Source organism: Streptomyces sp. NPDC052701, assembly GCF_040678355.1.
Lineage (GTDB): Bacteria > Actinomycetota > Actinomycetes > Streptomycetales > Streptomycetaceae > Streptomyces.
This window is the reverse complement of sequence record NZ_JBFATO010000045.1, coordinates 19,842-32,940: the sequence shown is the minus strand read 5'-3', so window position 1 is coordinate 32,940 and position 13,099 is coordinate 19,842. Positions and strand designations below refer to the sequence as shown.

At 76.0% G+C, this 13,099-nt stretch carries 14 protein-coding genes; 12 read left to right on the top strand and 2 right to left on the bottom strand.

All coding sequences use genetic code 11. The annotated features are described in order from the left end of the window. Positions 1 to 24: 24 nt before the first annotated feature. The 12 genes from AB0L29_RS32160 to AB0L29_RS32105 all read left to right on the top strand — a co-directional run bounded on the left by AB0L29_RS32160 (position 25) and on the right by AB0L29_RS32105 (position 11,626). Positions 25 to 339, top strand: a complete 315-nt coding sequence (locus AB0L29_RS32160) for an acyl carrier protein (protein ID WP_365832272.1) — start codon at positions 25 to 27, stop codon at positions 337 to 339. Continuing rightward, a complete protein-coding gene (locus AB0L29_RS32155; RefSeq protein ID WP_365832270.1) occupies positions 336 to 1,742 on the top strand; it encodes a TrpB-like pyridoxal phosphate-dependent enzyme in 1,407 nt (468 codons plus the stop codon). Before AB0L29_RS32160 ends, AB0L29_RS32155 begins: the two co-directional genes overlap by 4 nt. Next, on the top strand, positions 1,739 to 2,917 hold the full coding sequence (locus AB0L29_RS32150; RefSeq protein ID WP_365832268.1) for an acyl carrier protein: 1,179 nt from the start codon (positions 1,739 to 1,741) through the stop codon (positions 2,915 to 2,917). The genes AB0L29_RS32155 and AB0L29_RS32150 overlap by 4 nt, the downstream gene beginning before the upstream one ends. 67 nt (positions 2,918 to 2,984) lie before the next feature. Continuing rightward, positions 2,985 to 3,251: an acyl carrier protein gene (locus AB0L29_RS32145; protein ID WP_365832266.1), complete on the top strand. Its 267-nt coding sequence runs from the start codon at positions 2,985 to 2,987 to the stop codon at positions 3,249 to 3,251. Further along, positions 3,248 to 4,462, top strand: coding sequence for an acyl-CoA dehydrogenase family protein (locus tag AB0L29_RS32140; protein ID WP_365832264.1), 1,215 nt, complete (start codon positions 3,248 to 3,250; stop codon positions 4,460 to 4,462). Before AB0L29_RS32145 ends, AB0L29_RS32140 begins: the two co-directional genes overlap by 4 nt. Further along, on the top strand, positions 4,455 to 5,549 hold the full coding sequence (locus AB0L29_RS32135) for an acyl-CoA dehydrogenase (RefSeq protein WP_365832262.1): 1,095 nt from the start codon (positions 4,455 to 4,457) through the stop codon (positions 5,547 to 5,549). Before AB0L29_RS32140 ends, AB0L29_RS32135 begins: the two co-directional genes overlap by 8 nt. Beyond that, entirely contained in the window at positions 5,546 to 6,235 is a 690-nt protein-coding gene (locus tag AB0L29_RS32130) for a 4'-phosphopantetheinyl transferase superfamily protein (protein ID WP_365832260.1), read from the top strand. The genes AB0L29_RS32135 and AB0L29_RS32130 overlap by 4 nt, the downstream gene beginning before the upstream one ends. Beyond that, positions 6,232 to 7,176, top strand: coding sequence for a hypothetical protein (locus AB0L29_RS32125; protein ID WP_365832258.1), 945 nt, complete (start codon positions 6,232 to 6,234; stop codon positions 7,174 to 7,176). The genes AB0L29_RS32130 and AB0L29_RS32125 overlap by 4 nt, the downstream gene beginning before the upstream one ends. After that, positions 7,166 to 8,776 carry an amino acid adenylation domain-containing protein gene (locus AB0L29_RS32120; RefSeq protein ID WP_365832254.1) on the top strand — a complete coding sequence of 537 codons (1,611 nt, stop codon included), beginning with the start codon at positions 7,166 to 7,168 and terminating at the stop codon, positions 8,774 to 8,776. Before AB0L29_RS32125 ends, AB0L29_RS32120 begins: the two co-directional genes overlap by 11 nt. Positions 8,777 to 8,979: 203 nt before the next feature. Continuing rightward, entirely contained in the window at positions 8,980 to 9,516 is a 537-nt protein-coding gene (locus AB0L29_RS32115) for a flavin reductase family protein (RefSeq protein ID WP_365832252.1), read from the top strand. Next, the gene (locus AB0L29_RS32110; RefSeq protein ID WP_365832250.1) at positions 9,513 to 10,811 is read left to right on the top strand and encodes an MFS transporter; all 1,299 of its coding nucleotides are present in this window, start codon (positions 9,513 to 9,515) and stop codon (positions 10,809 to 10,811) included. Before AB0L29_RS32115 ends, AB0L29_RS32110 begins: the two co-directional genes overlap by 4 nt. Next, positions 10,808 to 11,626: an alpha/beta fold hydrolase gene (locus AB0L29_RS32105; RefSeq protein WP_365832248.1), complete on the top strand. Its 819-nt coding sequence runs from the start codon at positions 10,808 to 10,810 to the stop codon at positions 11,624 to 11,626. The genes AB0L29_RS32110 and AB0L29_RS32105 overlap by 4 nt, the downstream gene beginning before the upstream one ends. Here the strand turns inward: AB0L29_RS32105 and AB0L29_RS32100 are convergent. Beyond that, entirely contained in the window at positions 11,613 to 12,455 is an 843-nt protein-coding gene (locus AB0L29_RS32100) for a BTAD domain-containing putative transcriptional regulator (protein WP_365832246.1), read from the bottom strand. The two genes, AB0L29_RS32105 and AB0L29_RS32100, sit on opposite strands and share 14 nt — an antisense overlap. A gap of 100 nt (positions 12,456 to 12,555) precedes the next feature. After that, positions 12,556 to 13,092, bottom strand: a complete 537-nt coding sequence (locus AB0L29_RS32095; RefSeq protein ID WP_365832244.1) for a hypothetical protein — start codon at positions 13,090 to 13,092, stop codon at positions 12,556 to 12,558. Positions 13,093 to 13,099: the final 7 nt, after the last annotated feature.

The following is a 13,099-nucleotide window of genomic DNA, read 5'->3' as shown; positions in this document are numbered from 1 at the left end:
CGGGCCGAGAAGGGCTCATCCCACATGTCCAGCGAACCGCCCGTGTCCGTCGCACCGCCCCTCTCCTCCGCACCGGAGCGCGACCGCATCGCCGCCGCCGTGCGACGCCTGGTCGTCACCGAGTCCCGGCTCTCCGTGGACCCCGCCACGATCGCCGAGGACGAACCGCTCAACGGCCCCCTGCTGAAGGTCAACTCCCTGGGCTTCCTGGGCATGCTCATCCGCCTGGAGGACGACCTCGGGCTGGCCCTGCCCGACGACCTGTTCGTGGGCCGCAGCTTCGCCACCGTGCGCGACCTGATCGACCTGGTCGCCACCGCCGCGGAGACCGAGCGATGAGCGCGCCCGTCACCGAGCGCGTCACCGCGCGTCCGGCCGCCCCCGCCGCCCGGGTGCCGGCGCGCTGGCGCAGCGTCCTGCCGCACCTGGACACCGAGCTGCCCGCCGACCTGCCGCCGGAGAACCCCGCGTCCGGCTCCGGCATCCACATCAACCTGCCGATGGAGCTGATGCGGCAGAGCCTGCAGCCCAGGGAGTTCTGGGACATCCCGCAGGAAGTGGCCGAGGCCTACCGCTCGTTCCGGCCCACACCGCTGTGGCGGGCCCGCGGCTTCGAGCGGGCGGTCGGCGCCCGCGTCCCGGTCTGGGTCAAGTACGAGGGCGGGAACATCTCCGGCAGCCACAAGCTGAACACGGCGCTCGCCCAGGCCTACTACTACAAGCGGGCCGGGGTGAGCGAGCTGGTCACCGGCACCGGCGCCGGCCAGTGGGGCACGGCGATGGCCGCGGCCTGCGCGATGTTCGGCCTGCGCTGCACGGTCTTCATGGTCGGCTCCAGCCTGGCCAAGAAGCCCTACCGGGGTGTGCTGATGCGGATGCTCGGCGCGCAGGTGCACGCCAGCCCCAGCGACCTGACCTCGGTGGCCGCCGCCGACGACGGCAGCCAGGGCAACAGCCTCTCGCTCGCCATCGGCGAGGCCGTCGAGTACGCCCAGACGCACGACGGCGCCGCGTTCTGCATCGGCAGCGGCGAGACGTACAGCATCCTGCACCAGTCGGTCATCGGCCTGGAGAGCGAGGAGCAGCTCGCCGCCGCGGGCACCTCGGTGGACGCCGTGGTGGGCGCGGTCGGTGCCGGCTCCAACTTCGGCGGCATCGCCCTGCCGTTCCTCGCCTCCGCCCGGGCGGCCGGCGCCCGGCCGCCGCGCCTGGTGGCGGCCGAGTCCGCCGCCTCGCCCAAGCTGAGCCGGGGCGTGTACGCGTACGACAAGACCGACGCGACGGGCACCGGCCCCCGCGAGGCGATGTACACCATCGGCAGCGACTACCGCATCCCCGACTCCCATTCCGGCGGGCTGCGCTACCACGGCGCCGCCAAGCTCGTCTCGGCGCTGCGGCACTCCGGTGACGTGGAGGCGGTGGCCGTCGGACAGGTGGAGGCCCTGGAGGCGGGCCGCCGGTTCACGCTGTCGGAGGCGGTGCTGCCCGCCCCCGAGTCGGGGCACGCGCTGGCCGTGGCGGCCCGGCTCGCCAGTGGGGACGAGGCCGACGGCCTTCCCCAGGGTGTGCTGGTCTGCCTGAGCGGCCACGGCTACCTCGACCTCGGCGCCTACCAGCAGCTGCTGGCCGGTGAGCTGGCGGACAGCGCGCCCGACCCCGCGGGACTGCGGGAGGCGGTGCGCGGCCTGACCCGCATCGGCGACGGGCCGGACACGGCCGGGGCGACGGGAGGCACGGCGTGACCGTCCTCGTTTCCCAGGAGGGCGCGCAGGCGGCCGGGCCGCGCGCGCTGGAGGCGCCGCAGGTGCGGGCCGCGCTGCTCGACTGCCTCCAGGCCAACCTCGCCGTGCTGGCCGACCGCCACCACGGCCCGGACACCCATCTGCGCCTGGGCGCCGTGCTGCGCTTCGCCCCGGCACCGCGCGGGCCCGGCGGCCTGCCCACCGTCGAGCCCACCGTCGAGGACCAGCTCGCCGCGGCCGGGGAACTGCTCGGCCTGGCCGTCCGCGAACACGCCACGCGCCTGCCCGGCACGGCGCCGGGCGAGCCGACGGAGCCGTCGTACGTCGTCGCGGACGCCTTCCACCTGCCGTGGGTGCCCTACCACGGGCACAAGCACGTCGAGCACAGCTTCCTCGTCGAGCCGGGCGCCGACGGCGTGACGGTGACCGACGCCTACCACAACGACACCGCGTGGGGCCGGGCCCGCCCGCTGCGCCTGTCCTACCGCCGCGACCGACTGGACGCCCTGCTCGCGGCGCTGCCGGAGGAGACCGTCACCGTACGGCTGTCCGCGCGCCCGCCGGGGCCCGCCCCGGCGCCGGTGCACACGCCCGCCGACGAGGCGGTGATCGACGCCTACCTGCGGGCCTACGCCGACCACGAGGACCGCGTCCTCGCCCTGGAGCGGTTCACGCTGGAGACCTGGCTGCTGGCCCGCGCCCGGCACCTGCACGCCGCGTACGCCGCCCACCTGGCCGGTGGTCCGCAGGACGAGGCGGTGCGCGCGCACCTGGCGCGGTGGGACGGCGTGGTCGAGCACACCTACCTCGCCTACCGCCGGGTGGCGCGCGGACGGGCGGAACCGGCCGGGGTGTTCGAACGGGCCGGCGAGGCGCTGCGTGCGGACGCCACCGTGTTCGGCGGGCACCGTCCGCGGAGCCTGGAGGACGAGGTGCGCGCCGTCGTCGCGCAGGTGCTGCAGGTCTGCGAGGACGCCCTGGTCGTCGGGACCGGCGGCTTCGACGGGGACCTCAGCGGGCTCGCGGAGTTCGGTTCGATGCGCATGGTCGAGGTCGTGGAACGGCTGGAGCAGCGCTTCGCCGTCGAGTTCGCCCCCGAGGACCTGGTGCCGGAGAACCTGCACCGCGTGGACGACCTGTGCGCCCTGATCCGCCGCTCGCCCTCCGCCCGCTGACCACCCCCTTTCCCGCCTTCCCCCTTCCTCCTCCTTACTTCCTCCTCCCAGAAAGGCACTGATCACGATGGACGCACGCTTCGTCGAGACGCTCACGCCATTCCTGCCGTTCCTGCACGGCGAGACGATCACCGAGGACACGCCCCTGCGCACCTACGGGCTGGACTCCATGCAGGCCATCGAGCTGATGTTCGCGCTGGAGGACAGCCTCGGCGTCTCCCTGCCCGACGAGGCCCTGGTCGAGGAGACCTTCGCCACGGCCGGCAGCCTGTGGCGGGCCACGCAGGCCGCGCAGGGCACGGACGCGGTCACGGCCACGGCGGAGTCGGTGTGAGCGCCCCCGCGCCGGCCGTGTCCGGGCCGGCCGCCCCCGCGTCCGCGCTGTCCGCGTCGCTGCGCGCCGAGGTCGACCAGGTGGCCGCCCTGGCCGCCCGGCACGCCGCGCACTGCGACGAGCGGGCCGAGTTCCCCCTCGCCGTGCTCGACGCCCTGCGGCCCCGGCTGCTCGGGCTGCTGGTGCCCGCCCGGCACGGGGGCCCCGGCGGCAGCGTCGACGACCTGATCGACGTCACCATGGAGCTGGGCCGCGCCGACATGTCCACGGCCATGGTGTTCGCCATGCACTGCCAGCAGGTCGCCGCGATCGCCGGGCACGCCGGCCCGCGCCTGGCCGCGGAGCTGCTGCCGGAGATCGCCGCCGGACGGATGTACCTCGCCTCGGTCACCACCGAGGCCGACAAGGGCGGCCACCTGCTCTCGGCGCGGGCCGAACTCGGCGCGCGGGACGGCTGGCTGGAGATCGACCGGTTCGCCCCCGTGGTGACCGGCGGGATGCACGCCGACGGCTACCTCATCACCATGCGCAGCCCGCAGGCCCGCTCCGACGGCGAGGTCTCCCTCGTCTTCGCCCACCGCGACCAGCTGGAGGTGGCGCAGCGCGGCACCTGGAACCCCCTGGGCATGCGCGCCAGCCACAGCACCGCGCTCCAGCTGACCGGCCGGGTCCCCGAGGACCAGGTGGTCGGGGAGCACGGCGCCTTCCGGCGGATCGCGATGAACACCTTCGGCCCACTGGCCCACCTGGGCTGGTCGGCGGCGTGGCTGGGCACCGCGAGCGGCGCCCTGTCACGGGTGGTGGCGGAGCTGCGCGGCGGCCCCGGCCGCCGCCGCTCCGGCCTCTCCTCCGAGCTGCTGCTCACCCGGCTCTCCACGGCGCGGCAGCGCCTGGACACGGTGCACGCGATGCTGCGGCACACCGCCGGCGCGGTCCGCCGGGCCGTGGAGGAGGACGCGGACCTGTCGCACCCCCGCCACCAGCTGCTGGTCAACGCCCTGAAGCTGACCGCCTCCGAGCAGTGCCACCGGGCGGTGGACGACCTGGTGACCGCGCTCGGCATGCGGCACGGCTACCTCAAGGACTCCCCCACCGGCCTCGAACGCGCCCTGCGCGACCTGCGGTCGGCCGCACTCAACTACAGCAACGACCGCCTCCACCTGGCCGACGGCCGGCTCACCCTGCTCGACCAGGAGGTGCGCTATGCCTGAGGCGCCCGGCGTCCTGCCGCCCGGCCGGGACGCCCGGGAGGTACTGGCGGGGCTGGCCCGTACGGGCCTGCTCGGCCGGCTGTACCCCGCCGGCCCCGCCGGGGAGATCGACGCGGTGCTGCTGCGGCGCCTGCTGGGCGCCGCCGACGCACGGGGCCCGCAGGGGCTGGTGCTGTCGCTGCTCGTCCAGCTGGCCACGGCGCTGCCGCTGCTGGCGCAGACCGCGTCGTCGCCGGTGGCGGAGAAGGTGCTGCGCGCCGCGTCCGAGGGGCAGGCCCTGCTGGCGCTGGCGGCCACCGACGAGCAGGCCGGCTCGGACCTCGCCGGCCTGGCCACCCGCGTGGACCTGACGGCGGCGGACGGCGACGGCGGCACGGTCGTCCTCGACGGCGTGAAGCGCTGGGTGACCTCGGCCACCACCGCCGACCACGCCCTGGTCCTCGCCCGGCACCGCCCCGGCCGTCACTTCACCAGCTTCACCTGGCTGCTCGTCCCGCTCGACGCCCCGGGCGTGACGGTCCGCCCGGCCGACACCCCGCTGTTCGCCGGGTCCGGCGTCGGCCACGTCACCTTCTCCGGGTGCCGGCTGGACCGCGGCCACCTGCTGGGGCGGCCCGGCCACGGCCTGGCCCTGTTCGCCCGGAGCATCGCCGTCGAGCGGCTCGCCTCGGCCGCCTGGGGCACCGAACTGTGCCGCCGGGTGCTCGCGGACACCGCCGCCCGGCTCGCCGGGCGCACCCTCGACGGCACCCCGCTCGACCGCCACCCCGCCGTACGGCAGCGGCTCGCGGAGTGCGCCGTGCGGGTCAGCGCACTGGACGCGCTGTGGACGGCCTCGCGCGAGCGGATCACCGGCGAGCGGGACGCCACCGCCGCCGCGGTCCTCAAGGCGGCCTCCGGTGCCACGGTGGACCACGTCCTGTCGGCCTGTGCCCACCTGTGGGGCGCGGACGGGTTCTCCACCGGCGGTATCCAGCAACTGCGCGCCGAGGCCGCCCTGTTCGGCATCGGCGGGGGCGCGACCGAGGTGGTCCTGGACACCGTGGCCGACCGGCTGGTGCCGCTGGTGGAAGGGCTGGCCGTATGACCGGCACCGCGGTGCGCCCCGCTCCCCCGCGGGCCGTACGGACCCGGGGGCGGCTGCTGACCGAGGCGGCGCCCGGGGTGTGGGTGGCGCTCGCCGACGGCTGCCCGCCCCGGGGCCACCTCACCGAACGGGACCTGGCCGACGCCGCCGCGCTGCCCCCGCGCCGCGCCGCCGAACGCCTCGCGGCCCGGCGGGCGCTGCGCGGGCTGCTCGCCGCCCGCTTCCCCGAGGCACAGGACGCCGAGGTGGTCTACTCCGCGCACGGCCGCCCCGCCCTCGCCGGCCGGCCCGCCATCGGTATCAGCGTCAGCCACGACGGCGACGCCGTCGCCGCCTGCGCGGCCTTCGGCCACGCGGTCGGGCTGGACGTGCAGCACCCGCCGCCGTCCGTGGCGGACGCCCTGCTGCGCCGCTGCGCCCACCGGCGCGCGGACGCGCTGATCCGGCTCCCGCAGCGGCTGCGCGCCCGGGAGTTCGCCTGGCTGTGGACCGTGCAGGAGGCGTGCGTGAAGGCGGCGGGCACCGGCCTGGCCGGCCGGCCGTGGGCCATCGACGTCCCGCTGCCCGCCACCCGCGGCACCTGGGGCCCCTACCACTGGACCAGCCTGCGCGGCCGGACGACCGTCCCGCTGAGCATCGCCTACACCGCCCTTCCGGACCCGACTTCCGCACCGGAGACGCCATGACCACCGAAGCCGCCGCGCCGGAGCTGAGCTGCTACACGGCCGCGCTGCTGCCCTACCTGGAGACGGAACGCCCGGCGGTGCACGCCGAGTTCGCCGCCGCGATACGCCTGGCCGTGCGCACGGACCCCGCCGAGGGCGGCATGGCCTTCTCCCACCACGCCCGGATCGACGTCGACGCCCACGGCACCGGCCTCGTCCACCGCTCGGCCGCCGGCTGGGAGGCGGCGCGGGCGGCACTGGCCGGGGAGGCCGGCCGCCGCGGCCGGGTGATCGCCGTGGGCAATACCCGGTACCTGCCCTGGTCCCCCGCGTACGGCGGGGCCGAGACCCCGCACTGGCTGCTCGTCGAAGCCCTGACGGACGGCCGCTGGGCGGTGCGCGACCCGTTCCAGGCCCTGACGCCGCACGGCGCCCACGACCCCTGGGCGGGCACCCTGACCGACGCCGAGCTGCGCGCCGCCCTGACGCCGCCGGCCGCCCTGACCCCGCAGGCCGCCAACCGGGACCGCTACGCGCTCGGCGAGGAGGGCAGCCCGGCGAACGCCCGGGAGTACCGGTGGCTGGAACGCGCCGGCGCCGTGCGGCGCCCGGCCGGTGAGGGCCGCTGGGTGCACGGCGCCGCCGCCCTGCGCCACGTCGCCGAGCGGGTGTGCCACGACCCGTCGGCCCTGGCCGCGCACGCCGACGACCTGTGGACGGCGGCCCGTCACCAGCGCTACCGGCTCGGTGCGGCGGGCGCCGGGACACCGCGGGCCGTGGAACGGGCGGCGGCCGCCTGGGCGGAACTGCCGCGCGCGGCCCGCTTCGCGGCGGCCTCCGCCGCACGCGGCCGGCCCCGGCCGGCCGTGATCGAGAGGGCGTTCGCGGAACTCCTCGACGCCCTGCGGGACCTGGAGACGACGGACACCTCGCGGACGGAGGAGCTGAGCCATGAGCGCTGACGGCGTCACGCACACCCCGGCGGGGCTGTACGGCCGGTTCGCGGCCACCGCACGCCGCCACCCGGACGCGGTCGCCCTGGAGGTCGGGGGCGAGTCGTACACCTACCGGCGGCTGGAGTCGCTGGCCGGCCGGCTGGCCCGGCTGCTCCTCGACGCGCGCGGCGGCGCCGTGCCCCGGAGCGTGGGGCTGCTGGCCTCCCGCACCGTCACGGCGTACGCGGGCTACCTCGCGGTGCAGCGCCTGGGCGCCGTCGTCGTCCCGCTCAACCCGGCCTTCCCCGTGGCGCGCACCGCGGACATCGCCGCGCGGGCCCGTCTCGACCTGGTCCTGGCGCAGCCCGACCAGGCCGGGGCGGCGCTGCCGGTGCCGGTGATCACCCCGATCGCCGCCGGCGCACCGGACGCAGCGGCGGACCACCCGGCCCCGCCGGCCCGCCCGGTGCACCCGGACGACGTGTGCTACGTGCTGTTCACGTCCGGCTCCACCGGCGCCCCCAAGGGCGTTCCGGTGCAGCACCGCAGCATCGAGGCCTACCTCGACCACGTCGTCCCGCGCTACGGCCTGGGCGTGGGGTCGCGGCTGAGCCAGACCTTCGACCTCACCTTCGACCTGTCCGTCTTCGACCTGTTCGGGGCGTGGGCGTCCGGCGGCACCGTCGTGGTACCCGGCCCGCACGACCTGCTCGCCCCGGCCCGGTTCGTGGCCCGGGAGGGCATCACCCACTGGTTCTCCGTGCCGTCCGTCGTCTCGCTCGCCGCCCGGCTGCGGCAGCTCGGCCCGAACTCCATGCCGAAGCTGCGCTGGAGCCTGTTCTGCGGCGAGCCGCTCACCCATGCCCAGGCGGCGGCCTGGCAGGCGGCGGCACCGGCGTCCGTGCTGGAGAACCTGTACGGGCCGACGGAACTCACCCTGAGCTGCACCCAGTTCCGCCTGGACGACGCGGAGGGTCCGGCGCGGACGGGGGCGGTGGTGCCGATCGGCACGCTGTACCCGGGCCTCGACCACCTGGTGCTCGACGAGGACGGGCGCCCGGCCGCCGAGGGCGAGCTGTGCGTCCGCGGCGTCCAGCGGTTCCCCGGCTACCTCGACCCGGAGGACAACCGCGGCCGCTTCGTGCGGTACACGGACGGCACGGCCACCGTCGTGACGGACACGGCGCCCCCGGAGCCCGGCCTGTACTACCGCACCGGCGACCGGGTGCGCGTGAGCGAGGAGGGCCTCGTCCATCTGGGCCGTCTCGACCAGCAGGTCAAGATCCAGGGCTACCGGGTCGAACTCGGCGAGATCGAGGCGGCGTTGCGCGCCGCGCCCGGGGTGCGGGACGCCGTCGTCCTGGCGGTGCCGGGCACGGGCGGCCAGACCGCTCTGGCCGCCGCGTGCACCGGCGACGCCGTCGACCCCTCCGGGGTGCTGACCGCGCTGCGATCGCGGCTGCCCGCGTACATGGTCCCCGCCTCGCTCACGGTCCTGGAGACCCTGCCGCTGAACGCCAATGGCAAGATCGACCGTACGGTCCTGCGGCGCATCCTGCGGGCGCCCGGCGCCGCGAGCGGTGCCACGCGTCCGGACGCCCGCCCGGTGGAAGGAAGCAACCGATGACGCGCCCCGCAGGAAGCCCACCGATGCCCCGTCCGGCGGCCGTTCCCCGGTGACCGCCGGCAGGACCCCCGACGCCCCGTCCAGGAGGACGCCCCGATGCCCCGCCCGCCAGCGAGCCGCCCGATACCCCGTCAGGGCGGCCGTTCCCCGATGACCCGCCCGCCGGCAAGCCGCCCGACGCCCCGTCCGGAAGGAAGTCGCCGATGACCTCGCTCACCGCGGAGGCCTCCGCCGCGAGTCCCGTGCCCGAGGGGGCCGGCACGGTCGTGCCCGCCGAGTTCCGGGAGGCGATGACCCGCTTCGCCACCTGCGTGACGGTGATCACCGCCCAGGCGGGGACCCGTCCGGCGGGCTGCACCGCCACCGCGGTGTTCTCCCTCACCGACCGTCCGCCGACGCTGGTGGTGTCGCTCGCCTCGGGCAGCGGCACGCTGCGCGCCGTCCGGGCGGCGGGCTCCTTCGCGGTCAACGTGCTGTCGTGGCAGCAGCGTGCCCTCGCCGACCGGTTCGCACGACTGCCCGCCGAACTGCGGTTCGACCAGGTTCCCCACGACACGGTCCACGGCGCTCCGCTGCTGGACGGGACCGTGGCCGGTGTGGTGTGCCGGGTGGCGGACTGCGTGACCCTGGACGACCACGTCCTGGTCTCCGGCCGGGTCCTGCACACCCGCACGCGCGAGGACGTGGCGCCCCTGGTGCACTTCGCCCGCCGGCCCTCGCCCCTGGAGTTCCCGGTATGACCGCGACGCCCGCCCTCCCTCCCGCCGCCTCCGGCGCGGCAGAGCGCCCGCACCGGGTGAGCCGGCGCAACACCTGGCTGCTGACGGTCTTCACCGCCGTCACCAACCTCGCCGACGGCGTGACGAAACTGGTCATCCCGCTGATGGCCGCCCGCATCACCGACTCGCCCCTGGCGGTCTCCGCCGTCACCCTGTCGCTGACCCTGCCGTGGCTGCTCACCTCGCTGCACGTCGGCGTCCTCGTCGACCGCTTCGACCGGCGGCTGCTGCTGTGGCTCGCGGACGGGGCGCGGGCCCTGGCGGTGCTCGTCCTGATGGCCGCCGTGTCCGGGGGCGAGGCGGGCGTGCCGCTGCTGTTCGCCTGCGGCCTGGTGCTCGGCATCGCCGAGGTGGTGGCGCTCACCGCCGCGGCGTCCCTGGTGCCGGCCGCCGTGGCGGCGGGCCCCGGCCGGGAGCGGGCCAACGCGTGGATGGCGGGCGCGGAGACCGTCTGCAACCAGTTCGCCGGGCCCTTGGTGGGCGCGGCGCTGCTGGCCGCGGGCACGGCGGCGGCGCTCGGCGCGACGGCCGCCACCTATGTGCTGGGCACGCTGATCCTGCTCCCGCTCGTCCCCCTGGCGGGCCGGTTCCGGGCCGACGCCGGCCAGGGCGGCACGGTCCGCTCGGTGCACGGCGACATCCGGGCGGGCCTCGCCTTCCTGTGGGGCAACCGGGTGCTGCGGACCATGGCGCTCACGCTGACCGTGATGTGCGCCTGCTGGGGTGCCTGGATGGCGCTGATCCCGCTGGCCGCCACCCGGTCCATGGGCGCCGACGACGGCCGGTACGGGGTGCTGATGAGCGCCCTGGGTCTGGGCGGGGTGGTCGGCGCGGTGACCGTCGGCCTCGTCAACCGGCTGCTGGGCCGCAAAGGGGCGATGTTCGCCGACCTGCTCGGCACCCTGGTCCTGGTCGCCACGCCGTGGCTGACGTCGTCGCTGGTGCTCAACACGGTGGCGGCGTTCCTGGGCGGGATGGGCGGCGTCCTGTGGTCGGTCAACTCCCGGACCATCGGGCAGTCGCTGGTGCCCGACGCGCTCCTGGGCCGGTACACCGCCGCGCTGCGCATGTTCAGCTGGGGCGCGCTGCCGCTGGGCTCGGCCCTGGCGGGCGCGCTCGCCCAGGCGGCCGGCCTGTCCGCCGCCTTCGCGGTGTTCGCGCTGGCGGCGGCCGTCATCATCATCCCGTTCCTGCGGTGGATGCCCGCCGGGGAACTGACCGCGGAACCGACATCCGAAGCGAAGGACCGACCATGAGTGTGCACGCCGACGAAGAACCCGGCCGGGGCGTGTGGCTGCGCCGCTACGTCCCCGCCGCGGCGCCGCTGCCGGCGACCCTCGTCTGCCTGCCGCACGCGGGCGGGGCTCCGACGTTCTTCCGCCCGTGGGCGGAGCGGCTGGCCGGCTCCCTGGACGTCGTCCCGGTGTGCTACCCGGGGCGTCAGGACCGCTTCACCGAGCCGTGCATCACGCGCATGCCCGTGCTGGCCGAGGAGGTCGCCGCCGCGCTGCTGCCGCTGACGGACCGGCCGCTGGCCCTGTTCGGGCACAGCATGGGGGCGGCCCTGGGCTACGAGGTGGCGCGGCTGCTGCGCCGGGACCACGGGAAGGACATCGCCCACCTCTTCGTGTCGGGCATGGTGCCGCCGCACCTGGTGCCACCGGGACGCCGCCACCTGGAGGGGGACGAGGCGCTGGTGGCCGACATCCTGGAGCAGGGCGGCACGGACGCGGCGATGCTGGCCGACGAGGAGTTCCGCGCCTTCCTCCTGCCGGCCGTCCGCGGGGACTACCGGCTGATGGAGACCTACACGTTCACCGGCGCCGAGCGCGCCCTGAACGCCCCGATCACCGTCTACTACGGACGGCAGGACAAGGACGTCTCCGCCGAGGCGGCCGGTGAGTGGGCGCGGCACACCACCGGGCCGACCGAGGTCCTGGACTTCCCCGGCGGGCACTTCTATCTCCAGGACGTGCTGGAGACGCTGGTGGCGGACGTGGAGCGGCGGGTCCTCGCCTCGGTGCGAGGACCCGGGCACGGGCCCCGGCCGGCCGCGCTCAGCCCGCGCTGAGCAGGCGCGAGCCGAACGAGGGCGAGAGCCGGCCGGCCGGGCCGGGGCCCGGCGCGGTGAGTTCGGGGCTCTCCGCGAGGACGGCCGCGTGCAGTTCGCGCAGCCGGGGCGACGGCTCGATGCCGATCTGCCTCACCAGGCGGTCGCGCAGCTGGCGGTACGCCTCCAGGCACTGGGCCACCCGGCCGGACCGGTAGAGGGCGATCATGTACTGGGCGTGCAGGTTCTCGTGCGTGGGGAAGTACACCGTCAGACTGCGCAGTTCGGGCAGCAGTTCGTGGTGGAGGCCGAGGCGCAGCTCCGCCTCCACGCACTTCTCCAGCAGAGTGACGCGCCGCTCCTCCAGGCTCGTGACGTGGGCCTGGATGCGCGGGCCCGCCGGGGTGTCCCCGAGAACCGGGCCGCACCACAGGCTCAGGGCGTCGCGCAGCGCGAACGACAGCTTGCGGTCGTCACGGACCAGTTCCGCCTGGCGGGCGACGCGCAGCCGGTGCTCCAGGTCGTGCAGGTCCAGGTCGTTCTCCCCGAGCCGGAGGGCGTAACCGCCGGGCTCGGTGGCCAGGATCTGCTTGGCGGCGCGCAGCGAGCCCACCGACGGCACGGCCGCGAGGGCCTGGCGCAGGTGCAGCACCCGGGTGTGCAGGCTCTGCACGGCGGTGGGCGGCATCTCCTCGGGCCACAGTTCCTCCCGGCAGATGTCCTGTGGCACCGGCTGGCCGACGTGGAGCACGAGCAGCGCGAGGAGGCTACGGGTTTTCGGCGCCGTGGGCAGGGCCCGGAGGCCGCCGCCGTCGCTCAGCGTGAGCGGTCCAAGGACGGTGAACTTCATACGACCCACCTTTCGTGACGACAGCGATCGTCGTCGGCGGGCGGACCGGAAGGTAGTCACGGGTTCACGGTCCCCGTGCGGGGCGGGTCCGGGCCGGCGGTCACCAGGTGGCGGCGTGCAGCGAGATCACCTGCAGGACGCACGGGGCGTACACCCCTCCGAGGGCATAGGTCAGTCCGCCGGGCACGTAGAGCGCCTCGCCCGTCCGCAGCCGCAGGTTCAGGTCCTGGCCCAAGGCGGCGGAGTCCGCGCCGCGCGGCTGCAGTTCCACCCGGCAGTCGCACCCGCCTCGCACGGGCAGCAGCACCAGATCGGTGGCGGCCCTGGTGCCCGCGCGTTCCGCGCCGGCCGGCAGCAGGACGAACGACCCGCGCGCCTCGCAGCCCAGCAGCCGGCCCAGTTCCTCGGCCAGTTCCCCGGCGCGGGCGGGGCCGGGCGGCGCCGGTGGCGGGGTGACCGGCGCGATCCCGGCGCTCACCTGCGCGAAGTCGGCCACGGGGGACTCGGGCACGAGGGCTTCCAGGCCGTCCGGCCAGACGAGGGCCGGGCCGCGGTCGCGATGGACCGACAGGCACAGCGCCAGGTCCCGTGCGAACACGTCCAGGGCAGATCTGCCGGCGATCAGAGCCGATTCCATGTCCACG